Source organism: Methyloversatilis sp. MC4-4 (genome assembly GCF_049843555.1).
GTDB classification, from domain to species: Bacteria; Pseudomonadota; Gammaproteobacteria; order Burkholderiales; family Rhodocyclaceae; genus Methyloversatilis; species Methyloversatilis discipulorum_B.
In genome coordinates, this window is sequence record NZ_JBBHZK010000002.1 from 422,538 (window position 1) to 446,110 (window position 23,573).

Below are 23,573 nucleotides of genomic sequence, written 5' to 3' on the forward strand. Positions count from 1 at the left end.
AGCCGACGATGGTAGCGCCGGAGCCGAGGGACAAAATCCCCTCGTTGCAATGCGCCGCGCACCGCAATCGCTGCACTGCACATTCCTATAGTTCGCTCGACCGCTGCGCTGGCCGACTGTCGACGGCAGCGTCCGCGGTTGCGATCTCCGGGCCCACAGGTCTGTTCAGGTCCGGCTCCCGGATCGCATGAAAGCGAATGCGCGTATCCCCACGCGCCCCACCCAAGGAGGAGAAAACCGCTATGTCACTGAAAAGAGCAACCGGCCGGACCGGTCTGCACAAGAAACGTCTGAGCCGCGCCGTCGCCACCGCGATCGCCGGTTTCGCGCTGGCGTCCGCATCGGGTGCCGCGCTCGCCAACGCCGAGCTGATCAAGCTTTCGCAGGACGATCGCCAGTGGGTCATGCAGGGCAAGGACTACGACCACAGCCACTACAGCGGCCTGAAGCAGATCAACCGCAGCAACGTGAAGAACCTGAAGGCCGCGTGGACCTTCTCGACCGGCGTGCTGCACGGCCACGAAGGCGGTCCGCTGGTGGTGAACGGCATCATGTACATCCACACGCCCTTCCCCAACATCACCTACGCCATCGACCTCGACAACCCAAACAAGATCCTGTGGGAACACAAGCCCAAGCAGGACGCGTCGGTGCGCGCGGTCGCCTGCTGCGACGTCGTGAACCGCGGTCTGGCCTACGGTGACGGCAAGATCTTCAAGACCCAGCTCGACGGCCACATCGTCGCGCTGGACGCCAAGACCGGCAAGGAACTGTGGAAGATGGAGAACTCCGACCCGAAGGTCGGCTCCACGCTGACGCAGGCGCCGATGGTGGTCGAGGACATGGTCATCGTCGGTTCGTCGGGTGCGGAACTGGGTGTGCGCGGCTACGTCACCGCCTACCGCATCAAGGACGGCAAGCAGGTCTGGCGCGCCTACGCCACCGGCCCGGACGAGGACATCCTGCTGGCCGACGACTTCAACATGGCCAACCCGCACTACGGTCAGAAGGGCCTCGGCACCTCGACCTGGGAAGGCGACGCATGGAAGATCGGCGGCGGCACCAACTGGGGCTGGTACGCCTACGACCCGGAACTGAAGCTGATGTACTACGGCTCGGGCAACCCGGCACCGTGGAACGAAACCATGCGCCCGGGCGACAACAAGTGGACGATGGCCATCTGGGGTCGCGACGTGAAGACCGGCAAGGCCAAGTTCGCCTTCCAGAAGACGCCGCATGACGAGTGGGACTACGCCGGCGTGAACTGGATCGGCCTGTCCGACCAGGTGGTCGACGGCAAGAAGCAGAAGCTGCTGACCCACCCGGACCGCAACGGCATCGTCTACACCCTGAACCGCGAGAACGGCAACCTCGTTCGCGCCGACAAGATCGACCCGTCGGTGAACGTGTTCAAGGGCTACGACATGAAGAAGGGCGTGCCCATCCGCGATCCCGAGTACTCGACCCGCATGGACCACCTGGCCAAGGGCATCTGCCCGTCCGCCATGGGCTATCACAACCAGGGCCACGACTCGATCGACAAGAAGCGCGAACTGGTCATGCTCGGCACCAACATGATCTGCATGGACTGGGAGCCGTTCATGCTGCCCTACCGTGCCGGTCAGTTCTTCGTCGGCGCCACGCTGAACATGTACGCCACCCCGGGCAACAACGGCAACATGGGTCAGGTCAAGGCCTACGACGTCAAGACGTCGAAGTTCAAGTGGGTCAAGGACGAGAAGTTCTCGGTCTGGGGCGGCACGACCAGCACCGCGGGTGACCTCGTCTTCTACGGCACGCTGGACGGTCTGATCAAGGCGGTCGACGCCGACAACGGCAAGACGCTGTGGGAATTCAAGCTCCCGTCCGGCGTCATCGGTCACCCGGTCACCTACGAGCACAAGGGCAAGCAGTACGTCGCCATCTACTACGGCGTCGGCGGCTGGCCCGGTGTCGGCCTCGTGTTCGACCTGACCGACCCGACCGCAGGTCTCGGTGCAGTGGGCGCCTTCAAGGAGCTCCAGCAGTACACCAAGATGGGCGGCGGCGTGATGGTGTTCTCGCTGTAAGACGTACCGGGCATGGCGCGTGGCGCCATGCCCGTTTCAGGCAGGAGATCCACGATGAAACAGACCCTCATTGCAGCGCTGCTGTGCGCGCTCGGCAGCGTCGCGCACGCCGCCGGCACGCTCAAGGTGTGCGCGGCCGATAACGAGATGCCCTACGCCAACGAGCGGGGCGAAGGATTCGAGGACCGCATCGCCGAAAAGCTGGCGGCGGCCATGGACATGAAACTGGAGCGTGTCGGCTTCAGCGACCCGCGCTACGTGGTGCGCGACCTGTTCGACAAGGGCAAGTGCGACGTCATGCTCGGCGTCGATGCGGGCGATCCCCGCGTCGCCACGACCCGCGCCTACTACCGTTCGAGCTATGTGTTCGTCACCCGCGCCGATTTCGGCCAGGAGGTGACCGGCTGGGACAGCCCCGCACTGCAGACCGCGCACATCGGCGTCATACCCGGCACACCGGCCGAAGTGATGCTGGTCCAGCTCGGCCGCTATGCCGACAGCTTCCGCTACATGATGTCGCTCGGCGGCAACAAGGCGCCGCGCAACCGCTACGTGCGCTATGACAGCGAGAAGCTGATCCGCGACCTGGCCGCCGGCGAGATCGACGTCGCCGTCGCCTGGGCACCGTCGGTCGCCCGCTACATCAAGAGCGCAGCGACGCCGCTGAAGGTCACGCAGGTACCGGCCCAGGCCAGCAAGTCGAACGGCGAGCCGGTGCATTTCCACTTCGATACCGCCATCGCCGTGCGCAAGGACGACCACGCACTGCTCGCCCGCATCGAAGCCGCGCTCGCGCGCAGTCGCGACGACATCGAGGGCGTATTGCGCGCCGAAGGCATACAGATTCTGCCGCCGCACCCGGTGGCCGAAGGAAACAAGGACAGCAAGGGATGAAGTTTCAAGTCAGCAAACTGGTCGCGGCAACCCTGATGGGTGGCGCCATCGCCACGGCGATCGCCGCCGGCAGCCCGCCGCGCTTCTACAACATCATCGAAGGTTCGCCGCTCGATTTCTCCGGCAAGGAGGAAAGCCCGGCGGTGAAGTCCTTCAAACAGACGGGCATCAATCCCTACAACACCGACGCCGCCAAGATCGCCGAAGGCGAGTCGCTGTACTCGACCGCCTGCTCGGGCTGTCACGGCCACCACGCCGAGGGCAAGCTCGGCCCCGGCCTGGCCGACGACTACTGGACCTACCCGGCGAATGCCACCGACGCCGGCCTGTTCTCCAGCATCTACGGCGGTCTGCAGGGAATGATGGGACCGCAGAGCGGGCACCTGTCGCAGGACGAAATCCTGGTGATCATGAGCTGGATCCGCTCGGTCTACAAGGGCGATCCGGCCAAGGCGCTGTGGAAGCAGGCGAACTGAGGAAGGCGAAGTTTTCGGCCCGGCCTCGTCCGGGTCGTCACGTGCAGCACCCACATCACAACCACGGAGGAATGACAATGAAGATCCGCACCGCAGCCCGTCTTGCAGCCACTTCCGCACTCCTGCTGCTGGCCGGCGGCGCCCACGCCTACGACGGCACCAAGTGCAAGGCGGCCGGCGACTGCTGGGAGCCGAAGCCGGGCTATCCGGCCAAGGTCGCAGGCTCCAAGTACGACCCGAAGCACGACGCCAAGGAACTGTCCAAGCAGGGCGACTCCATCAAGCAGATGGAAGCGCGCAACGCCAAGCGCGTCGAGCAGCTCAACGCCACCGGCACCTTCAAGTACGACGTCAACTGATCGTCGTGTCTTCCCGGCCGGGCGAGCGCCCCGCTCGTCCGGCCGGGCTCCCGAAGGCCTCGCGGAACGCGGCGCTGCGCGCCGTCCGTCACGCCTTTCCAGCCGCGCCCTCGCGGCCAACCCGATCTGGAATCCCGGATGCACTCCGAACCTGTTGACCTGTCGGCATGGCGGGTCCGTGCGCTCGATTTCGAGCGCCAGCTCAACGCGGTGCTGGTCGGCATGCCGCGCACCGTGCGGCTGATGACCATCGCCGTGTTCGCCCGCGGCCACGTGCTGCTCGAAGGCGATGTCGGCGTCGGCAAGACCACGCTGCTGAAGGCGGTGGCACGCGGCATCGGCGGTGCCTACCAGCGCATCGAAGGCACCGTGGACCTGATGCCCGGCGACCTCGTCTATCACACCTATGTCGGCGACGACGGCCGCCCGCGTGTCGAGCCCGGCCCGCTGATCGCACAGGGCAGCGAGCTGGCGGTGTTCTTCTTCAACGAGATCAACCGCGCCCGCCCGCAGGTGCATGCGCTGCTGCTGCGCCTGATGGCTGAACGCACGGTAAGTGCGTTCAACCGCGAGTACACGCTGCCGTGGATGCAGGTGTTCGCCGACCGCAACCGGGTCGAGCGCGAAGAAACTTTCGAACTGCCCTCCGCCGCCCGCGACCGCTTCCTGCTCGAAGTGTCGGTCGAAGCGCCGGACGCGCGCGACCAGCTGCGCGGCCTGATGTTCGACACCCGCTTCCACGACGCCGACGCGCTGATCTCCAGCGTCGAACCCGGCATGCTGGACCACACGCGACTGAACGACGTCGCACAGTCCATCCAGGACACCGTGCAGTCCAGCCCGGCGCTCGACGACTACGGCGTCGACCTCTGGCTGGCAACGCGCCAGCCCGCGCTTTACGGCGTGCAGCTGTCCGACGTCGACATCGACCAGTTCATCCTGTCCGGCGCCAGCCCGCGTGGTGTGGCGATGCTGGCGCGCGCGGCACGCGTGCAGGCCTGGCTCGAAGGCCGCGACCGCCTGGTGCCGGAGGACCTGCACGCGGTGTTTTTCGAGGCGATCGCGCACCGCCTGTGCCTGAACCCGGTGTACGAGACGCAGCGCCCGCTCTACGCCCGTCCCTTCGTCGCCGAGGTGCTGCGCCAGGTCGCCTCGCCATGACAGCGTCCGCGCTCGCCTACGCGCTGCGCTGGCGCAGTCGCGCGGTCACGCCGGGCGCGCACCGCGGCACGCTGTCCGGCCCGGGGCACGACTTCGAACGCAGCGTGCCGCTGACCGGCAACCGCGACGCACGCCGGCTCGACCTGCGGGCGACGCTGCGCGACCCGTCGGAGCGCGTGTGGGTGCGGCTGTTCCGGCAACAGGCCGTGGTGCCGGTCGTGGTGCTGGTCGACGTATCACGCTCGATGGACTACCACGGCGCGACGCACCGGCATGCGCTGGCCGCCGAGCTCACCGAAGCGATCGCGCACGCCGCCTGGCGCATCGGCGATCCGTTCGCACTGATCGCCTGCGACCACCGCATACGTGCGGAACTGACACTGCCGCCCTGCCGCAGCGCGGCCGGTGCGCGCGCCGCGCTCGCCCGGCTGCGCGCGCACGTGCCGGATGGCGACGACAACAGCGCACTGCTCAAAGCCGCCCCGCTGCTGCCGCGCCGGCGCTCGCTGGTATTCCTGCTGACCGACGGCCACATGCCGGAGGAGCGCCTGAACCGCGTGCTCGGCAGTCTCGCCCGGCACGATGTGGTCACCGTGCTACTCGGCGACAGCCGGGAGCAGCACGCCTCTTCGCGCTGGGGCATCGCCCGCCTGCGCGACCTGGAGAGCGGCGCCGAGCGTCTGCTGCTGCAGCGCCCGGCGCTCGCCCGCGCCTTCGACGAGGCACGGACGGCCCGCCGCGAACGGCTGCGCCACATCGCGCTGCGCCATGGACGCCCGCCGCTGTTCATCGACGATCGCATCGATCCGGTGCAGTTCAACCGCTACTTCCTGCAGACATGAAACGGTCCTCCGTCCCTGCACTTCTTTCCTTGCTGCTCAGCCTGTTCACCGTGCCGGCGATGGCGACGGTCACGCTGAAGCAGATCGAGTGGCCGCGCAACTTCGGCTACCGCATCGGCGACACCGTGCCGGTGCGACTGACACTCGAAGTGGCACCCGGCTGGACGCCCGACCGCGACGGCCTGCCGGAGCCGGGCCAGGGCGACCGCCAGTTCGAACTGCGCAGCCTCACCGTCGCCGACGCGCCCGGGCGCTGTGCCGACTGCCGCCTCTACACGCTGGAATGGCAGCTGATGAAGAGCGTGCGCGCGCCGCAGACGCTGCGCCTGTCGCCCACCGTGCTGCGCTTCCGCAAGGACAACGCGGTGGCCGAGATCAAGGTGCCGGCCTTCGATCTGAGCACGGCGCCGCTGCTGCACTGGGCGTCGAAGAAGGACATCGTCAGCAGCGTGCATCCGGGCTACCGCGCCACCGCCTTCGACAGCAGCGCGCCGCTCGCGCGTGCGCTGGGCTGGGCCGGCGTCGCGGCGGCACTGCTGCTGGCTGCACTGTGGGTGGCCGGCCGGCTGGGCGCGCAGCGCGCGCGTCCGTTCGCCCGCGCCTGGCGCAGCGTGCGCGCGCTGCGCGGCCGCGACGACGCGGAAGCGCTCGAACAGGCCTTCCGCGCGCTGCACCACGCGTGCAATGAAAGCGCCGGGCAGACCCTCTTCGCCTCCACGCTGCCGGACTTCATCGCCGCCCACCCGACCTTTGCCGATCAGGCTGCGGCGCTGGAAGCGGCCTTCGCCGCCTCGCGTGCCTGCTTCTACGGGCTGCCGCCCGACCCGCGCTACACGCAGCCCGACGCGCTGCTGCCGCTGCTGGCGGCACTGCGCGACCGCGAACGGCTCGGCGCGCGGCGGCGTCCGGTCACCCCGTCCGCCGTCGTCGAAGCGGCGTGAGCGCGACATGATGTCCTTCGATCATCCGCACTGGCTGTGGGCTGCACTGCTCGCGCTGCTGCCGCTGCTGTGGCACGGCCAGCGCACGCTGCCGCACGGCTGGCTGCCCGGCGTGCCGGCCGATCCGGCATCGCGCGCGCTGGCCGTCGCGCTGCGCCTGCTCGGTGCGCTGGCGGTGCTCGGCAGCGTCGTCGCGCTGGCCGGTCCGCACCGCCAGGGCGAGGACGTCGAACGGATCGGCACCGGCGCCCACGTCGTCATCACGCTGGACCGCAGCGCCAGCATGAGCGACGGCTTCGCCGGCCGTGACGCGCAGCAGGGCGACGAAGCCAAGGGCCGCGCCGCCGCCCGCCTGCTCGAAGACTTCGTGCGCGAGCGCCCGCGCGACCTGTTCGGCGTGGTGTCCTTCAGCACGGCGCCGGTGCATGGCCTCGAACTGACCGCCGACCACGACGCGGTGCGCGCCGCGATACGCGCGTCGGCCGCGCCCGGGGTCGGGCTGACCAATATCGCCGCTGGCCTGACGATGTCGCTGGAACAGTTCCGCGACAAGCCGGTGACCGGCTCGCGCGTGGTGCTGCTGGTGTCCGACGGCGCCGCGCAGATCGACGTGCGCAAGCAGAACCAGATCCGCCGCCTGTTCGCCGAGAACCGCAGCGCGCTGTACTGGATCTTCCTGCGCACCGCCGGCGGCCGCGGCCCGTCCGACCCGCCGGACCCGGAAGCCGGCTTCGATCCGGCACCGGAGTACTTCCTGAACGAGTACTTCCGCGACCTCGGCGTGCCCTACCGGCTGTACGAAGCCGACACGCCGGACGCGCTCGCCCGCGCCATCGCCGACGTCGCCCGCCTGCAGAACCAGCCGCTGCGCTACCGCGAAACACCGCCGCGGCAGGACCTCGGCGGGCTGTTCATCGGCATCGCCTTCGCCTGCAGCCTGCTGCTGCTGGCCGCCCGCACTTTCGAGGTTCCCGCATGGTCACGCTGATGTCGCCGTCCGCACTCCTTCACCTGCTGCGCCGCCGCTCGGCCACACTGCTCTACCTGCTGGCCGCACTCGCCGCGGCCGCCAGCCTGCATGCGCTGTGGCAGGGCTGGCGCGCGAACGACGCCAACCGGCAGATGCGCGACGGCGTGGCCGACGCCGGCGCACCACCGATGGTGCTGTTCGCCCGTGCGGTATCACTCGACCGCAAGCGCGACAACGACGCGGCGCTGGCCGCCTACAGCGAAGCCGAGGCGCAGGCCGAACTGCGCGGCGACGCGGTTCTGGCGCGTGCCGCCCGGGTCAATGCCGCCAACATCTATCTGCGGCGAGCGATCGAGGTGGCCACCGGCGAAGGTGCCGCCGCGCGCGCCATCACCCTGGTCGAACTGGCCAAGACCGGCTACCGCCGCGCGCTGCGCGAACAGCCGGAGGACTGGGGCACGCGCTACAACTTCGAACTGGCCCAGGTGCTGGTGCCCGACTACGAAGTGCGCAACTGGCGCAAGGACGGCAAGGAAACAAAGGTCGATGACGACGCGCTGCCCGACAAGGCGGCGTGGACCGAGATGGTCGGCGCACCGCGGGGCATGCATTGAAGCTCACCGACACCCTGCGCGGGCGCGGTACGCGCTTCTGGCTGCTCGCCGCGGCCAGTGCCTGTCTTGGCGTGGCGCTGTTCGATCCGGCGGTACAGATCGAACGGCGCGTCGGCACCTACATGATGGTGTTCGACATCACGCAGAGCATGAACACCCGCGACGTCGGGCCGGCCGACGCCCGCATCGGCCGGCTGGACCACGCGAAACAGCTGGCCATCGCGGCACTCGATCGTCTGCCCTGCGGCACGCAGGTGGGCGTGTCCATCTTCGTCGAACGGCGCACGCAGCCACTGCTGATGCCGGTCGACGTCTGCCTCAATCGAGCAGCGCTGAGCGACGCCATCGGCCACATCGACTGGCGCATGGCCTGGGCCGCCGACAGCCATCTGTACTACGGCACCTACTCCGCACTGGACGACATCCGCCGGATGACGCCGGGTGCGGCCCTCGCCTTCTTCACCGACGGCCATCAGGCGCCGGCGCTGCACCCGGGCCGCATCCCGGCCTGGGACGGCGAAGCGGGCGAAGTACCGGGTCTGCTGTTCGGGGTCGGTGGCGAACAGCCGGAGCCGGTGCCCAAGCTGGGCGACAAGGGCCGCATCGACGGCTACTGGACCGCCGAGGACACCGCCGGCTTCGCCAGCGCCGGCGCGCCCACGCTGTCGGTGCTCGACATGGAGAAGCTGGGCGGCGACATCCGCAATGCACCGCAGCGCGCGCCCGGCTCGGACAACGACCACCTGTCGCTGCGCCGCGACGACGTGCTCGAAGACCTCGCCCAGCGCACCGGTCTCGGCGTCGCGGTCGCACGCTCGCCGGAGCAGATCGCCGCGCAGTTGCGTGCACTGCCGGGCGGCCGCGTCGCCGACACCCGGTTCGCGCTGCGCCCGCTGTTCGCGCTGGCCGGCCTCGCGGCATTGCTCGCCAGCCTCGCACCGGCGCCGTCGGCGGTCCGCCGCCGCGCCCAACGATTGTTCACCTTCAGGAGTGCCTGATCCATGAAAGCCCCGCTGTCCGTTCTCACCTTCGCACTGTTCGCACCGCTCGCCGTGGCGCACGGACCGACGCCGCAGAAGATAGACGAGTCGGTCGTCATCGCCGCGCCGCCGGCCGCCGTATGGGCCGTGGTCGGCGACTTCGCCGGCATTGCGAAGTGGAATCCGGCGATCAAGGCCTCGTCGGCCGACCGCGGCAACGAAGCCGGTTCGACCCGCACGCTGACGCTGCCGACCGGCACCGTGACCGAACAGCTCGACGACTACGACGCGGCCGCGATGAGCATGAACTACCGCTCCGGCAACGCCGACCCGGCCGTGCTGCCGGTCAGTTCCTACTCCGGCCGGCTCACCGTCAAGGCCGAAGGCAGCGGCAGCAAGCTGGTGTGGCAGGCGCGCGGCTACCGCGCCGACACCGGCAACGATCCGGCCGCCGGCATGGACGACGAGAGCGCGGTGAAGGCGCTGCGCGCGCTGATGCGCCCCGGACTCGACGCGGTGCGCACGCAGATCGAAGCATCCGCCAAACCCTGATGAACGCGCTGCCCACACTGCGGGCGGCGACCTCGCCGGCGCGCTGGCTGCTGGCGGTGTCGCTGTTCGTCGGCGCGCTGCCGCCGGCGTCGGCCGATGCGGCCTGGCCGAAAGTGCGCAGCGCGCTGTTCGGCGAGCGCCGCTTGCACACCGACAGCGCCGTGCTGGCGCTCGAAGCGCCGGACCGCGCCGAAGACGCTTCGATGGTGCCGGTCGCACTGCACGTGGGCCCGGCGGGCGGCGCACTGCGCACGCTGTGGCTGCTGGTCGACGAGAACCCGTCGCCGCTCGCCGCGCGCTTCACGCTGCACGACGCGGTGGTCGGCAGCATCGAGACGCGGCTGCGCGTCGAGCGCTACACCATGGTGCGCGCGATCGGCGAAACCGACGACGGCCGGCTCTTCATGGCCGAGCACTTCGTGCGCGCCGCCGGCGGCTGTTCGGCGCCGATGGGTCCGGCAGACGACGGCGAGGCGGCGATCGGCCGCATGTCGATGCGCCGCTTCGACACGGCAGGCGGGCGCAGCGAGGTCGAACTGCGCATCCGCCACCCGAACCACTCCGGCCTCGAAGTCGATCTGGACACGCGCGGCTATATCGCCGCCGACTACGTACGCGAACTGCGTCTGCTGCAGGACGGTCGCCCGCTGCTCGACGCCGAACTCGACATCTCGATCAGCCGCAATCCCTATCTGCGTTTCGGCATCGCCGCCGATGCGCGCCGCCTCGACGTGCAGGTCGGCGACAGTCGAGAACGCCACTTCGAAGCACGTTTCCCACCGGACGCCGCCACGCCGTGAAGCGCCGGCTGCTGATCGCCGCGACCTGTATCGGCGCCTCCGCCGCGACCCGCGCCGCACCGTCGGCCGAAGCCATGACGAAGATGTCGCGCGCGGTGCTGAAGGTGTCGGCGCTGGGCGACGACGACAATCTGTCAGTCGGCTCGGCCGTCGTGATCGGACCGGACAGCGTGCTCACCAACTGCCACGTCACGCGCCATGCCCGCATCATCGTGCTGTCGCGCGGGCTGGCGCGGCACGCGGTGGTCGGCCAGCGTGCCGACGTGTCGCGCGACCTCTGCCTGCTGCGCACCGCCGAGCCGCTGCCCTACCCGGCGGTCGAGCTGCGCCCGACCCGCAGCCTGACGCTGGGCGAACGCGTGCTCGCCCACGGCTACTCGGGCGGCATGGAAGCACACTTCGCGCGCGGCCTCGTCGTCGATCTGCACGCGGCGGGCGGCAGTCACGTCATCCAGACCTCGGCCGGCTTCCTGCAGGGCGCCAGCGGCGGCGGCCTGTTCGACGAGGAAGGCCGGCTGATCGGCATCACCACCTTCCTGACCAGCGCCGGCCGCACCGAGTATTTCGCGATGCCGGCCGACTGGACCGACCGCCTGCGCGAACGCACCGAAGAGGCACCGAAGCCGCTGCCCGGCTCGGCGCTGTGGGCGCAGTTGCCGGCACATCAGCCCTGGTTCATGCGCCTGCTCGAGCCGCTGTCGCGCAAGGACTGGCCGACGGTGGCGCAGATGGCCGACGAGTGGATGGAGGCCGAGCCGCACGCGCCGGCCGCCGCGCTGATGTGCGCCCGCGCTGCGCGCGCACTGGCGCGGCCGGCGCGCATGACGCAGTGCCTGCAGCAGGCGCTCGACCGCGCGCGCGACAGCGAGATCGAACTGACGCGCATCGCCGCCTGGGCGCGCAGCGAAGGACTGGACGAAGCCGTCGCCGCCAGCACGACGGCGCTGGCACGGCTGCGTCCGCTGCCGCGCGGCGACTGAAGCCGCCGGGCGGCGCGTTGACTCGCCTGGGCAGGCTCAGCCCGCCGGTACGCCGGTCCGGTTGACCTGGCTGTAGAAGATCTTCTGGTTGTGCAGGCTGCCGAGCAGCTCGTTCAGTTCGTGAATCAGCGCGTCGTTGCTGGCGCTCGCGGCCACGTCGCCGCTGGCGACCGCGACCTGGGCCAGACAGCCGATCTTGTCGCGCAGGGCGTCCTCGATCAGGTCGATGTGGCGGATCGTGAGTTCGAAGGTTTTCTGGTGCTTGGACATAAGGGTTCTCCCTGTACCGCCGCCTCGTGAGCAGCGGGTGTTTACGAGAACCGACAGCGTAATCCTTTCGTGCGCCGCAACAAGCCCCCGCAGCGAAAGACGGCCGGGGGCCATCGGGACATCCTCACCGGAATCCGGGGCAGACACCGCCTGCAACGGCGTCCGGAGTCGCGGATAGTGCTTTCCTTTTCCGTCACACGTCCGCACATCGAAGCCATGCATCGCAGCCGTCTGCTCGCTACCGCCCTCGCCACCGCCCTTGCCACACTCGTCGCCCTGCCGGCCGCCGCCGCCACCGACACCGTTGCCACGGTCAATGGCCGGCCAGTACCGCGCGCCCAGCTCGACTTCATCATCAAGGAACAGATTCGCCAGGGCCGCCCGGCCTCGCCCGACCTGTCGCGCCAGGCGCGCGAGGAACTGATCGGACGCGAGGTGCTGGCGCAGGAGGCGGAGCGCAAGCTCGGCCGCAGCGAAGCGCTGAAGACGCGCATCGAATTCATGCGCCAGCAGGCGCTGCTGAACGCGCTGCGCGAGGACTTCTTCCTGAACACGCAGCCGGCCGACGCCGAAGTGCGCAAGATGTACGACACGCTGTCGAGTCGCGCCGGCGAGCGCGAATACCGGGTGCGCCACATCCTGGTCGCCGACGAAGCACAGGCGAAATCGCTGCAGGAGCAGCTGGGCAAGGGCGCGCGCTTCGAGGATCTGGCGAAGGCCCACTCGAAGGACAGCGACAGCGCGCCGGCCGGCGGCCTGCTCGAATGGACGTCGGAGGGGCAGTTCTCGCCCGAATTCGCCGCCGTGCTGCCGCAGATGACGCGCGGCAAGGTGGGCGACGCCCCGGTGCGCAGCGGCGCCGGCTGGCACCTGATCCGGCTGGAGGACGTGCGCCCGGCGCAGCCGCCGCGCTTCGAGGACGTGAAGCCGCGCATCGTCGAGTCGCTGATCGAACAGAAATGGCGCAGCTATGTGAAGGAACTGCAGGCGCGCGCGGTGGTGAAGTGAGGGCCGCCTGGTCACTGCTGGCGCTGTGCTCGGCCACGGCCGCGGCCAGCGACGTCGATCACGCAGCACGCGCCGCGCTCGAATGGGTGGCCGAGCCCGAAGCTCAGTGCGTGCAGCTGGGCGGCACGATGACTGGCCTGCGCAATCGCGACCGCAGCCGCACACTGCGGGTGTGGGTCGAGCGCTGGTACCTCGAAGTGCTGACCGCCGACCGCAGCCGCCACGACCTGCCACCGGACGGCAGCGTCAGGCAGCTCGGCTGTTCCGAAACCCGCTCCGGCGCACAGCGCTGGACAGTGGTCGACGCCCGCTTCCTGCCGACCGGCGAAACACAATGAATCGATGAAACAGTCACTTGCACTCATTCTGCTGGTCGCGGCGACGACCGGCGCACAGGCGGACGAGCCGCCCGAGCGCGCCTACGTGCGCGCCGGCACCGACCGGCTGATCCGCGCCTGCACACAGGACGGCCACACGCTGAGCCTGCTCGCCCGACCGGGCGTCGAGGTGGCCCGGGGCGAAGCCGCCCCGGCCGGGCTGCCGGTCGACGCCTTCATGCAGGGCATTGCCGAACAGGTGATGCGGCTGACCCGCGCGGTGCCGCACGCCGACTTCCTGCGCCCGGACAGCCCGGGCGCCCGGTCGCTGAGCGACGCCGTCGAGACCTGGATGGACGCGTTCAACCGCACCCACGGCACGCGGCTCGCCTGGGCGATCGGTGACTTCGGCGTCAGCGACGCGCCGCAGGCCGCCTGCCGCGCGTCCGGGGACTGAAGGCCCGCCGACTCAAGTTGTCGTCCCCCGCCGTCGATATGACTGGTCTGTACGCCGTGCGCCGCAGCATCCCGCGCGGTGCGGCGACAGCCACACGCCATGGTGGAGCGAGGAGACAACAAGATGACCCAACGCATACTCTATTTCCTGGTGCCGGGCAGCAATATCAGCCCGTTCGACGTGACCATCGCCGCCGACGCAGGCTTCGACCAGGTGATACCGCTCACCGGCATCCGCCCGGAGAACGTGACTGCGCTGGTACAGGACGCCATCTTCTGTCGCCCGCCCAACCGCTTCAACGACACCGGCATCTTCATCGGCGGCCGTGACGTGCATATGGCGACCGACATGTTCCAGTCGGCCAAGAGCGCCATGGTCGGCGACTTCCAGGTCGGCGTGTTCGCCGACCCCAACGGTGCCTACACCACCTCGGCCGCCGTGGTCGCGCTGGTCGAGAAGGCCGTCAATGCCAGCACCGGCTCCGGACTGGCCGGTCGCACCGTATCCGTTTTCGGCACCGGCCCGGTCGGCCTGTGCACCGCCATCCTCGCCGCACGCCAGGGCGCGAAGGCGCGCCTCTGCCAGCTCACCGCGGACGACGATTCCAAGGCGGCGCTGCGCTTCTGCGAACGCTACAACGCCAAGGTCGAATGGGTGTCCGCCGAAACCCACCGCGACAAGGTCAATGTGGTCGCTGACAGCGAGATTGCCGTCAGCGCCGCCAAGGCCGGCATCCGCATTCTCGACGCCGAAGTGCTGGAGGCCGGCGGCAAGCTGATCGCCTGTGCCGACACCAACGCCGTGCCGCCGTCGGGCATCGAAGGCATCGGTGTGAACGACCGTGCGATTCCGGTCGAAGTCGGCCCGGCCCGCTTCCTCAGCATTGGCCCGCTGGCGATCGGCAGCCTGAAGTACAAGACGCAGTTCGGTCTGTATCGCTCGATACAGACCGGCGCGTCGCCGGCCCTGATCGACTTCCCCGAAGCGTATGCGTATGCGCTGCAGGAGCTGGCGCAGAGCAAGCCCGCCTGAGCGAAACCGACCGCTTGTCATGGCGCGCGTGACAAGCGCACCATAGGCGGCCGGCGGGTCGGCGCCCGGAGGCGCCGCATGCTGCGGATGGAGGTGCGTACGGCGTGGACAGCAATCCGAGGCTGAGCATTACGGGCACGGAAACCGTCATCGGTCAGGGTACCGGTGCCGACGGTGCGGTATTCCGCACCCTGCTCGACCGCATGTCGGACGGCGTGTTCATCGCCCGCGACTACCGCTTCATCTTCGCCAACGCGGCGCTGCCACGCATGCTCGGCTACGAGCACGACGACTTCGTCGGACTCGGTTTCGAAGCGGTGGTGGCGCCGGATTTCCTCGAACTGTGGGTGCAGCGCTTCCGGCAACGGATCGGCGAAGGCGAGGAACCGCCCGGGCGCTACGAACTGCGCTTCCGCATGAAGGGCGGCCGGCGCGAACTGCCGATCGAACTGAACGCCAGCCGCGTCGTGTTCGATGGCCAGCGCTGCGTGCTCGGCATCGTGCGCGACATGTCGGGCCGCAAGCTCGCCGAACACGCATTGCGCGAGAGCGAGCAGCGCTTCCGCGGCACGTTCGACCAGGCCGCCGTCGGCATCGCACTGATGGACCTCGAAGGCCGCTTCCTGCGCGTCAACCCGAAGCTGTGCGACATCCTCGGCTTTCGCGCCAGCGAACTGCGCGCGCTGACGATGGAGGCCATCACCCATCCGGAAGACATTTCGCTGGACATTCACCCGCTGCGCTGCGTGCGCAACGGCGAACAGACCACCTACTCGATCGAGAAGCGCCTGCTGCACAAGAGTGGTACCGCCACCTGGGCGCGTCTGACGATTTCTCTGCTGCTCGATGAGATGGGCGCCCCCTCGCACTTCATCGCGGTGATCGAGGACGTCCACGACCGCCACCTGGCGCAGACCGCACTGGCCGACAGCGAACTGCGTCACCGCCTGCTGATGCACAACCTGCACGCCGCCGTGCTGGTCTGCGCACCCGACGCCCGCATCCTGTACGGCAATCCAGAAGCCTGCCGCATCCTGCGCATGGATTCGGCGCTGCTCGCCGGTCGCACGATCGCCCAGCTGGGCTGCCAGTTCATCGACCCGAGCGGCGAGGCGCTGGCACCAGAACGCGACCTGGTGCGCCGTGTGCTCGCCTCGGGCAAGGAAATGAACGACGTCGTGGTCGGCGTCCGTCACGACGACGCAGATACGCTCTGGGCGCTGGTCCACGCCTATCCCGAGTTCGACACCCAGCACCGTCTGCGCCAGATCGTCGTCATGTTCGTCGACATCACCGACCGCAGCCGGCTCGAAGCCGAGCGCGATGCCGACCGTCAGCTCAAAACGGCAGCGCTGAACGCCATCACCGCCCACGTTGCCGTGCTCGACAAACGCGGCGTCATCGTCGAGACGAATTCCAGCTGGCGCGCCTTTGCCGAGCGCGGCGGCTACACCGGCAACATGACCTTCGTCGGCGTGAACTACCTCGACGCCCTCGCCCGCTGCGACCGCGACGAGGCGCCTCACGCAGAGGCCGCCTGCGAAGGCATCCTGTCGGTCATGCTCGGCCGGTCGGCGCTGTTCCAGATGGAGTACGCCTGCCACGCGCCGCACGAGCGGCAGTGGTTCAGCCTGAAGGTGACGCCGATGGACCCGGCACGCGAACGCGTGCTGCTCAGCCACGAGAACATCACGCGCATCAAGCTGGCCGAAGAGGCGGTGCGCATCCTGGCCAATACCGACGCACTGACTGGCCTCGCCAACCGCCGCCATTTCTTCGAAGTGGCCGAAGAGGAATTCGTGCGCGCCCAGCGCTACGAAACACCGCTCACCGTGCTGATGGCGGACCTCGACCACTTCAAGCGCATCAACGACCATTTCGGCCACGCCGGCGGCGACGCCGTGCTGTGTGGCTTCGCCATCATTCTGTCCAGCCTGCTGCGCGATTCGGACAGCGCAGGTCGCCTCGGCGGCGAGGAATTCGCCGTACTGCTCCCGCACACCGCACTGGACGGCGCGCGCGCCTTCGCCGAGCGCCTGATGGAGCGCGTCGCAGAGAACCCGCCCGAACTCGACGGTCAGCCGGCGCACTACACGTTGAGCATAGGCATCGGCGAACTGATGCCCGACTGCCTCGATTTCTCGGCTCTGCTGCGCAAGGCCGACGAAGCGCTCTATCGCGCCAAGAGCGGCGGCCGCAACCGGGTCGAATACGCCGCCGGGCCGTGCAACGACGCGACCTAGGCGCGCACGACCGGCCCCGCAGCCCGATCAAGAGGATGTGAGCCATCCGCGGCGCGCAAGGCACCCGCTTTGCTAGCGAATGCCGGCGGGCGCCGCCCAGGCTCCTCGCACACATCCCATCTACTGACCGGAGATTCCCGACATGAAGGCCGATTCGTCAAACTCATCCCCGCGCAAATCGCAGGAGGCGCTGACCCTTCTTCGCGCCGACCACAAGCACGTCAGCGAACTGTTCGAACAATACGAGGCCGCCCGCACGAGCACACAGAAGAAAAAGCTCGTGCATGAAATCTGTACGGAGCTCGACGTGCACGCGCAGATCGAAGAGGAAATCTTCTATCCGGCTGTAAAAGCTGCACTCAAGGACAAGGAGCTGGTGCCCGAGGCGACCGTGGAGCACGCGTCATTGAAAGACCTGATCGCGCAGATCAAGGACGTCGAACCGGACGGCGAGATGTACGACGCAAAGGTGAAAGTGCTCTCCGAGTACGTGAAGCATCACGTGAAAGAAGAACAGAACGAAATGTTCCCGAAGGTGAAGGATACCGATCTCGACCTTTCGGAACTGGGCGAGCAGATGAAACAGCGCAAGGAAGAACTGCTTTCGGCCGTCGCGCAGTGAGCAACGACTCCGCGTTGCGGCTGCCGGACAACGTGCCGAGTGGGCAACAAAAAAGCGCCCCGAGAGGCGCTTTTTTGTGTGGTGTCTGGCGGAGAGGGTGGGATTCGAACCCACGGTAGACTTGCGCCTACGCCTGATTTCGAGTCAGGTACATTCGACCACTCTGCCACCTCTCCGGGTTACTGCAAACTTCGTGGTCGCGAAGCGGCGCGCAGTGTAGCACAGGGGTCGCGCCGGCGGAAAGCGTCGGCGCGATTTTTGCGTGTCAGGCGCCGAGGCGCTCGACGCCGCCCATCCACGGGCGCAGCGCTTCCGGCACGACGACCGAACCGTCGGCCTGCTGGTAGTTCTCCAGGATCGCCACCAGCGTGCGACCGACCGCGAGGCCGGAGCCGTTCAGCGTGTGCAGGAGTTCGTTCTTGCCCTGCTCGTTCTTGAAGCGCGCCTGCATGCGGCGAGCCTGGAAACTCTCGAAGTTCGAGCAGGACGAGATTTCGCGGTAGGTGTTCTGCGCCGGCAGCCACACTTCGAGGTCGTAGGTCTTGGCGGCGCCGAAACCCATGTCGCCGGTGCAGAGCGCCACCTTGCGGTAAGGCAGTCCGAGCCGGCGCAGGATGGTTTCGGCGTGACCGGTCAGTTCTTCCAGCGCGTCCCACGAGCGGTCCGGGGTCACGATCTGTACCAGCTCGACCTTGTCGAACTGGTGCTGGCGGATCATGCCGCGCGTGTCGCGGCCGTAGGAGCCGGCTTCCGAACGGAAGCAAGGCGTGTGGCAGACGAATTTGAGCGGCAGGCCGGCGGCCGGCTGCACGGTGTCGCGCACGATATTGGTGACCGGCACTTCGGCGGTCGGGATCAGGTAGAACTTGCCGCCATCGCCGCGCGGCACGGCGAACAGGTCTTCCTCGAACTTCGGCAGCTGACCGGTCCCGAACATGCTGTCGGCGTTGACCATATAGGGCGCGTACAGCTCGGTGTAGCCGTGTTCGGTGGTGTGCGTGTCGAGCATGAACTGGGCGAGCGCGCGGTGCATGCGGGCGATGCCGGCGCGCAGCAGCGTGAAGCGCGCGCCGCTGATCTTGGTCGCCGTTTCAAAGTCGAGGCCGCCGAGCGCGGTGCCGACGTCCACGTGGTCCTTCACCTCGAAATCGAAGCTGCGCGGCGTGCCCCAGCGCAGCACCTCGACGTTGTCCGCCTCGGACTTTCCGACCGGCACCGACTCGTGCGGCAGATTGGGCAGCGAGGCGACGAAGGCCTGGATGTCGGCCAGCAGCGCGGCGAGGCGTTCTTCGCCCGCTTTCAGCGCGTCGCCCAGCCCCGCCACCTCGGCCATCACCGCCGACGTGTCCTCGCCCTTGGCCTTGAGCTGGCCGATCTGCTTCGACGCGGCGTTGCGCTTTGCCTGCAGGTCCTGGGTGTCGGTCTGGATGCGCTTGCGCTCCTCCTCCAGGGCCTGGAAGCGGGCGACGTCGAGCGTGTAGCCACGCAGGGCGAGTCGTTCCTGAACGTAAGCGAGCTGGCTGCGCAGCAGTTGGGCGTCTAGCATGAAATGAAACCTGTGGCTGATGGAACGGATGTGAGCGGCCTCCGCATCCGGCAGCCGTCGTCACATTGCAACGCAAAATTCTAACAGCGACCGCCGTCCGGGGCGGTATAGTGCCTGGGCCCCACTCCTTTCACGCGAATGTCATGTTGTCACTGCGCGACTGTCTCGATCACAGCAATCTGAGCGAACTGGAGGTCGGTGTACTCGCCGACTACACCGGTCTGCCGACCATGCTCGCCGCCACGCTGGCGGGCGCCATGCTGCAGAGCGACGGCGGCGCCGACCTGATGCTGCGCATCCTGCAGGATGCCGAGAAGCAGGCCGCGCAGCGTCTAGACATGGAGCAGCGGGCGCGCACCAGGGCAGCGGTCGAGCGCTTCTGCGCGGTGCACCGGCCCGAACTGCACTGAGCACACCTCGCGGCCCGCGGCCCGGCCTTGGCCCGGCGGGCGAGCAGTCACGTGACGCCCTCTGCTACTCAGCGCCGGACCGCAAGGGCCAGCGCCAGCCAGCCGGCGATGAAGGCGAGGCCGCCCAGGGGCGTCACCATGCCGAGTGCGCGCACACCGCTCAATGCCATCGCGTAAAGACTGCCGCTGAACACGACGATGCCCAGCAGCATCAACCAGCCGGCAACGCGCAGCGCCCCTGAATCACGCAGGTGAATGGCCAGCAGGCCGACCAGCCCGAGCGCCAGCGCGTGCCAGAAGTGGTACTGCACTGCGGTCTGCCACACGGCGAGCATGTTCTCGTCCAGCCGCGCTTTCAGTGCATGCGCACCGAAGGCGCCGAGCATCACGGCGAGTGCGCCGGTCAGGGCGGCGAAGAAAAGAAAACGGCGGGCATCGGCAGACATCGGAAAGATCCAGGAAGCGGAAAGGGGCGCGCGACGGCGGCTACTCAGATGCCGGCGGCGCGATCGAGTTCGGGGATCAGTCGTTCGTCCACCTCGCGGCGGAAGCGCGCCAGCCGCCGGTTGCGCACCGCGTAGATCCACATGAAGAGCGAACTGACCACAAGCAGCGCCGGCATGCCGAACCACAGGAGCAGATGGCCGATCACGTCCCAGCCATCGCTGACGACACGCAGTGTGTCGGCTCGCACACCGATCCAGATGCAGGTGCCGACGAACAGTGCGGCCAGCGCCCACACCGGCCAGCTGCGCAGCCCGTAGGGCTTCTTCGCATTGTTGCCGAACCACATCGTGGTGCGCATCGTGTGGTTGCGCATGAACAGCCACGGTCCGCCGGTCTTACCCGGCTTCTGTATCCACGCGGCGGTCATCCGGTGGCCGTCGCGTGCGCCGGAGTCGGCGTCGGTCAGTTTCACTTCCACCTCACCGCCGACCGGGCCGACCAGGAAAAAGCGTTCGTGCAGCACGCTGCGCGACGAACTGGTGACCGGCGTGTTGTTCTGTCCGCCACTGACCGTAGTGATGGTTTCGATGCCGCGGCTGTAACCGTGGATGTCGCCGGCGAAAAGATCCAGCTCATAAGGCACCGACGACACGAGCTTGCGCGCATTGCCGCGGTCCAGTGACACGTCGCGCAGGGTCTGGCGCAGCGCCAGCACGATCAGAATCACCGCCGCGCCGGCGGCCAGCAGCAGTCCGGGCATCACATCGTCGAACAGCTCGCGCGGCTTGCGATAGGTGCGCACGTCACCGACCAGCAGACTGGCAAAGAGATCGAGGCCGATGTCGGCACCGGCCGTGGCGTAATCGAGTATGCCCGGTTCGCTGTAATCGGCGCCGGCCACCCGCCCGGAGCACGGCGGTCCGTCGCCGAAGCCGGCCGGCAAGGTCGTACCGGCGGGCAGCTTCAGCGCGCGCTGCCACAAGGTGCCATGCACTTTCGGCACCCAGCTGCGCTGCCACTCGGGCGCGAAGTGGCGATCCATGACCACGCGGTAGAACTCAGGCGAGAAGACGTATTTCTGCTGGCAGCGCGGATAGAGGTATTTCTCGCAATGATCGCCCTCGCAGCTGCTGCCGGAGAACTTCGCCATCTCGCGCGCGTCGATGCGCTCGCGTGCGGCGCGGTACTCGCCGAGGCGGCGCTTCACGTCCGGCGCCAGCCGGTCCGCATCGAAAGGCTTGGGCGACAGGCTCTGCACCACGCCGTCCATGATCTGCAGCACCGCGCTCGTCTGCGCCGCGGTGTCGCGCTCGCTGCGCCCCTGCACTGCCGACTCCACCTGCTTCGCCGTCGGCATGCCCGACAGCCAATCGGTCTGAGCCTGCGCCGCGCCACTCAGCGCGCCACAGAGCGCCATCAACACGAACATGCCACGCATTCCGCTCTCCCCCGGAGCATCGCCAACCGCGCGTTGGCCACGCGCGGAGCATACGCAAGGGCGTTCGCCCCGTACAGCCGCGGCGGCGCATCGCCTGCGAACCGGATGGCATCGCGATCGCGCAGCACGCGGCGATGCCGTGGCAAGAGGCGGGGCTAGAATGGACGCCTTGGTCGATGTCGGCCGACAGCCTCGCGGCGCTTCCGGTGCGCCGGGCGGTCACCGCGCGCGACCGCGAACGGCTCGCGGCACTGATCGATGCGAGGTTGCCGCCGGTGCTGGACAGCCTCGCGCACTGGATGCTGGAGCATGACGAGAAGGGCGAGCAGGAGGCCATGCTCTGACGCATTGAAGCCCGGCCGGGGACGCACTGCGCTAAGCTTGCCGCCCCATGCCGAACACCCTCGCCAGCGCGGTCCACAGCGACCTCACGATCAAGAAAAGCCGCTTCATCGGCTGCGTCGAGCCGATGCGCGACCGCGCTTCGGCGCAGGCGCGCGTGCTCGAACTGTGGCGCCAGCACCCGGGTGCGACCCACGTCTGCTGGGCGCTGCTGGCCGGCGGCCAGTCGGCGGCGGTCGATGACGGCGAGCCCAGCGGAACGGCCGGCCGGCCGATGCTGGAAGTGCTGCGCCATCAGGATCTGGAAGGCGTGCTGGCCACCGTCGTGCGCTACTACGGCGGCATCAACCTCGGCGCCGGCGGTCTGGTGCGTGCCTACACCGACGCGGTCGCGTCGGCGCTGACCGGTGCGGTCAAGGTGCCGCTGACGAAGCTGCGCACGCTCCGCTGCACCCTGCCCTATGCGCTCGAAGGCACGGTGCGGCGCGAAATCGACGCCGCCCGCGCCACGCTGGTGGACGTCGCCCACGATTCCGTGGTCGCGATGACGATCAGCCTGCCGGAGCCCGACGCGGCTCCGTTCATCGCCCGGCTCAACGACGCGGGACAGGGGCGGATAGGCTGGGTGGATTGATCTGAAGGGCCGTGCCTCTGATCAGACACCGCGCTGGGTCAAGCACCCGCAATCGATGCACGCATCGCGTTCGCAAAGGCGCTTGCGCGGACGGCAGCGCCGTCAGGCCAGCACGCGCAGCAGCCAGCGGTTGATGTCGCGGATTTCCTCGATGCTCACCTCGTGGTCGATGTCGTAGGTGTGCCACTCGTACGGCACGGCCAGCGCATCGAGCACCTCGCGCGTGGCCAGTGCGCGGTCGATCGTGACCACGCCGTCCTGCGAGCCGTGCGCCAGAAAGACCGGCACGTCGGCGTTCGCTTCGCTGCGCTCATCGGCGGTCGATGCCGCCAGCGGCAGATAGCCTGAGAGCCCGACGATGCCGGCCAGCCGCTCCGCGTGCCGCAGACCGGCGAACAGCGCCATCGCGCAGCCCTGCGAGAACCCCATCAGCACGATGCGCGACGCCGGCACGCCGCGTTCGACCTCGCGTGCGATCAGCGCATCGACCAGCCCCTGCGACGCGCGCACGTCGGCTTCGGCTTCCTGCCCGGCGCCCGGCGCGTAGAGGTCGAACCAGGCGCGCATGATGTAACCGCCGTTACGCGTGACCGGGCGTTCCGGCGCGTCGGGCAGCACGAAACGCACCGGACCGACCGCGTCGAGATCCAGCCGCCGGCACACCGGCACGAAGTCGTTGCCGTCGGCGCCCAGGCCATGCAGCACGATGACGGTGGCGACCGGCGAATCGCCGCTTTCGAGTTCGATCAGATTGACGGACATGAGGGAGTGCGGTTTCGGACAATCGCGCATGCTAGCCGACACCGGGCCGAGGCGTGTCAGCGCAAGGAATCGCCCCACTGTCGCCCATGCGCGCTAAAGTGCCGCCTCATCAACCGGAGATTCACATGAAGACACTGACCGTACGCGTGACCGCCGAGCTGCAGGTGCCGGACGACTGGACCCTGGCCGACCACGCTTCCGGCATGACGGTGCTGAAGATCGGCGACCAGTTCGTCGATTTCGACATCGCACCGCTGTCCACCCGCGACGACGAGCCCGATTCGATGTGGACCGACGACGACGAGACGCTCACCAGCCGCGTGCTCGACTGCGTGATCGAACTCGACACCGACCTCGAACTGGCCTATCAACAATGAAGACCGGGCGTGACGCCGGTCACGCCCCGC

At 68.4% G+C, this 23,573-nt stretch carries 28 protein-coding genes and 1 tRNA gene; 23 read left to right on the forward strand and 6 right to left on the reverse strand.

The window, feature by feature from the left end:
- Positions 1–242 precede the first annotated feature (242 nt).
- The 13 genes from WDZ97_RS08860 to WDZ97_RS08920 all read left to right on the forward strand — a co-directional run bounded on the left by WDZ97_RS08860 (position 243) and on the right by WDZ97_RS08920 (position 11,638).
- A complete protein-coding gene (locus tag WDZ97_RS08860; RefSeq protein WP_304010319.1) occupies positions 243–2,069 on the forward strand; it encodes a methanol/ethanol family PQQ-dependent dehydrogenase in 1,827 nt (608 codons plus the stop codon).
- A 54-nt stretch (positions 2,070–2,123) separates the two neighbouring features.
- Complete coding sequence (gene moxJ, locus WDZ97_RS08865) at positions 2,124–2,963, forward strand: methanol oxidation system protein MoxJ (RefSeq protein ID WP_425762498.1); 840 nt, start codon at positions 2,124–2,126, stop codon at positions 2,961–2,963.
- Positions 2,960–3,439, forward strand: coding sequence for a cytochrome c(L), periplasmic (gene moxG / locus WDZ97_RS08870; RefSeq protein WP_425762499.1), 480 nt, complete (start codon positions 2,960–2,962; stop codon positions 3,437–3,439). The genes moxJ and moxG overlap by 4 nt, the downstream gene beginning before the upstream one ends.
- Before the next feature lie 77 nt (positions 3,440–3,516).
- Complete coding sequence (locus WDZ97_RS08875) at positions 3,517–3,798, forward strand: methanol dehydrogenase (protein WP_304000921.1); 282 nt, start codon at positions 3,517–3,519, stop codon at positions 3,796–3,798.
- A gap of 138 nt (positions 3,799–3,936) precedes the next feature.
- A complete protein-coding gene (locus tag WDZ97_RS08880) occupies positions 3,937–4,959 on the forward strand; it encodes an AAA family ATPase (protein ID WP_020164045.1) in 1,023 nt (340 codons plus the stop codon).
- On the forward strand, positions 4,956–5,801 hold the full coding sequence (locus WDZ97_RS08885; protein ID WP_425762500.1) for a VWA domain-containing protein: 846 nt from the start codon (positions 4,956–4,958) through the stop codon (positions 5,799–5,801). The genes WDZ97_RS08880 and WDZ97_RS08885 overlap by 4 nt, the downstream gene beginning before the upstream one ends.
- Before the next feature lie 29 nt (positions 5,802–5,830).
- The gene (locus WDZ97_RS08890; protein ID WP_425762501.1) at positions 5,831–6,742 is read left to right on the forward strand and encodes a hypothetical protein; all 912 of its coding nucleotides are present in this window, start codon (positions 5,831–5,833) and stop codon (positions 6,740–6,742) included.
- A 7-nt stretch (positions 6,743–6,749) separates the two neighbouring features.
- Positions 6,750–7,730 carry a vWA domain-containing protein gene (locus WDZ97_RS08895; RefSeq protein WP_296810186.1) on the forward strand — a complete coding sequence of 327 codons (981 nt, stop codon included), beginning with the start codon at positions 6,750–6,752 and terminating at the stop codon, positions 7,728–7,730.
- Complete coding sequence (locus WDZ97_RS08900; RefSeq protein ID WP_425762502.1) at positions 7,718–8,326, forward strand: hypothetical protein; 609 nt, start codon at positions 7,718–7,720, stop codon at positions 8,324–8,326. The genes WDZ97_RS08895 and WDZ97_RS08900 overlap by 13 nt, the downstream gene beginning before the upstream one ends.
- Positions 8,323–9,324 (forward strand): hypothetical protein, encoded by a 1,002-nt coding sequence (locus tag WDZ97_RS08905; RefSeq protein WP_425762503.1) that lies wholly within the window; start codon positions 8,323–8,325, stop codon positions 9,322–9,324. The genes WDZ97_RS08900 and WDZ97_RS08905 overlap by 4 nt, the downstream gene beginning before the upstream one ends.
- Positions 9,325–9,327: 3 nt before the next feature.
- The gene (locus WDZ97_RS08910) at positions 9,328–9,858 is read left to right on the forward strand and encodes an SRPBCC family protein (protein ID WP_020164039.1); all 531 of its coding nucleotides are present in this window, start codon (positions 9,328–9,330) and stop codon (positions 9,856–9,858) included.
- Positions 9,858–10,658 carry a quinoprotein dehydrogenase-associated SoxYZ-like carrier gene (locus WDZ97_RS08915; protein WP_425762504.1) on the forward strand — a complete coding sequence of 267 codons (801 nt, stop codon included), beginning with the start codon at positions 9,858–9,860 and terminating at the stop codon, positions 10,656–10,658. The genes WDZ97_RS08910 and WDZ97_RS08915 overlap by 1 nt, the downstream gene beginning before the upstream one ends.
- Positions 10,655–11,638: a S1 family peptidase gene (locus tag WDZ97_RS08920; protein ID WP_425762505.1), complete on the forward strand. Its 984-nt coding sequence runs from the start codon at positions 10,655–10,657 to the stop codon at positions 11,636–11,638. Before WDZ97_RS08915 ends, WDZ97_RS08920 begins: the two co-directional genes overlap by 4 nt.
- A gap of 36 nt (positions 11,639–11,674) precedes the next feature.
- Here WDZ97_RS08920 and WDZ97_RS08925 read toward each other — a convergent pair whose 3' ends face one another.
- Entirely contained in the window at positions 11,675–11,908 is a 234-nt protein-coding gene (locus WDZ97_RS08925) for a hypothetical protein (protein ID WP_304000913.1), read from the reverse strand.
- Positions 11,909–12,124: 216 nt separating this feature from the next.
- Here WDZ97_RS08925 and WDZ97_RS08930 point away from each other — a divergent pair, with 216 nt between their 5' ends.
- The 6 genes from WDZ97_RS08930 to WDZ97_RS08955 all read left to right on the forward strand — a co-directional run bounded on the left by WDZ97_RS08930 (position 12,125) and on the right by WDZ97_RS08955 (position 17,587).
- Positions 12,125–12,916 (forward strand): peptidylprolyl isomerase, encoded by a 792-nt coding sequence (locus WDZ97_RS08930; protein WP_425762506.1) that lies wholly within the window; start codon positions 12,125–12,127, stop codon positions 12,914–12,916.
- Positions 12,913–13,254 (forward strand): hypothetical protein, encoded by a 342-nt coding sequence (locus tag WDZ97_RS08935; RefSeq protein ID WP_425762507.1) that lies wholly within the window; start codon positions 12,913–12,915, stop codon positions 13,252–13,254. Before WDZ97_RS08930 ends, WDZ97_RS08935 begins: the two co-directional genes overlap by 4 nt.
- Before the next feature lie 4 nt (positions 13,255–13,258).
- Positions 13,259–13,690: a hypothetical protein gene (locus WDZ97_RS08940; protein WP_304000910.1), complete on the forward strand. Its 432-nt coding sequence runs from the start codon at positions 13,259–13,261 to the stop codon at positions 13,688–13,690.
- Between the two features lie 123 nt (positions 13,691–13,813).
- Positions 13,814–14,722: an NAD(P)-dependent methylenetetrahydromethanopterin dehydrogenase gene (locus WDZ97_RS08945; RefSeq protein ID WP_304000909.1), complete on the forward strand. Its 909-nt coding sequence runs from the start codon at positions 13,814–13,816 to the stop codon at positions 14,720–14,722.
- Between the two features lie 104 nt (positions 14,723–14,826).
- On the forward strand, positions 14,827–16,965 hold the full coding sequence (locus WDZ97_RS08950; RefSeq protein ID WP_425762508.1) for a sensor domain-containing diguanylate cyclase: 2,139 nt from the start codon (positions 14,827–14,829) through the stop codon (positions 16,963–16,965).
- A 142-nt stretch (positions 16,966–17,107) separates the two neighbouring features.
- Entirely contained in the window at positions 17,108–17,587 is a 480-nt protein-coding gene (locus WDZ97_RS08955; protein WP_425762509.1) for a hemerythrin domain-containing protein, read from the forward strand.
- 86 nt (positions 17,588–17,673) lie between these two features.
- On the opposite strand, the gene WDZ97_RS08960 is transcribed toward WDZ97_RS08955, so the two are convergent.
- A tRNA-Ser gene (locus tag WDZ97_RS08960) sits at positions 17,674–17,763 on the reverse strand.
- Between the two features lie 89 nt (positions 17,764–17,852).
- On the reverse strand, positions 17,853–19,133 hold the full coding sequence (gene serS, locus WDZ97_RS08965; RefSeq protein ID WP_425762510.1) for a serine--tRNA ligase: 1,281 nt from the start codon (positions 19,131–19,133) through the stop codon (positions 17,853–17,855).
- 143 nt (positions 19,134–19,276) lie between these two features.
- On the opposite strand from serS, the gene WDZ97_RS08970 reads away from it, so the two are divergent.
- Positions 19,277–19,543: a hypothetical protein gene (locus WDZ97_RS08970; protein ID WP_304000887.1), complete on the forward strand. Its 267-nt coding sequence runs from the start codon at positions 19,277–19,279 to the stop codon at positions 19,541–19,543.
- A 68-nt stretch (positions 19,544–19,611) separates the two neighbouring features.
- On the opposite strand, the gene WDZ97_RS08975 is transcribed toward WDZ97_RS08970, so the two are convergent.
- Positions 19,612–19,989 carry a DUF423 domain-containing protein gene (locus tag WDZ97_RS08975; RefSeq protein ID WP_425762511.1) on the reverse strand — a complete coding sequence of 126 codons (378 nt, stop codon included), beginning with the start codon at positions 19,987–19,989 and terminating at the stop codon, positions 19,612–19,614.
- A 44-nt stretch (positions 19,990–20,033) separates the two neighbouring features.
- Positions 20,034–21,428: a hypothetical protein gene (locus WDZ97_RS08980; RefSeq protein WP_425762512.1), complete on the reverse strand. Its 1,395-nt coding sequence runs from the start codon at positions 21,426–21,428 to the stop codon at positions 20,034–20,036.
- A gap of 176 nt (positions 21,429–21,604) precedes the next feature.
- Here WDZ97_RS08980 and WDZ97_RS08985 point away from each other — a divergent pair, with 176 nt between their 5' ends.
- Both WDZ97_RS08985 and WDZ97_RS08990 read left to right on the forward strand, forming a co-directional pair.
- On the forward strand, positions 21,605–21,772 hold the full coding sequence (locus tag WDZ97_RS08985) for a hypothetical protein (RefSeq protein WP_425762513.1): 168 nt from the start codon (positions 21,605–21,607) through the stop codon (positions 21,770–21,772).
- A 47-nt stretch (positions 21,773–21,819) separates the two neighbouring features.
- Entirely contained in the window at positions 21,820–22,404 is a 585-nt protein-coding gene (locus WDZ97_RS08990; protein WP_425762514.1) for an IMPACT family protein, read from the forward strand.
- A 102-nt stretch (positions 22,405–22,506) separates the two neighbouring features.
- Here the strand turns inward: WDZ97_RS08990 and WDZ97_RS08995 are convergent, their stop codons facing one another.
- The gene (locus WDZ97_RS08995; protein ID WP_425762515.1) at positions 22,507–23,166 is read right to left on the reverse strand and encodes an alpha/beta hydrolase; all 660 of its coding nucleotides are present in this window, start codon (positions 23,164–23,166) and stop codon (positions 22,507–22,509) included.
- 125 nt (positions 23,167–23,291) lie between these two features.
- Between WDZ97_RS08995 and WDZ97_RS09000 the strand changes: the two genes are divergently transcribed.
- Positions 23,292–23,543, forward strand: coding sequence for a hypothetical protein (locus WDZ97_RS09000; RefSeq protein WP_020164020.1), 252 nt, complete (start codon positions 23,292–23,294; stop codon positions 23,541–23,543).
- Positions 23,544–23,573 lie beyond the last annotated feature (30 nt).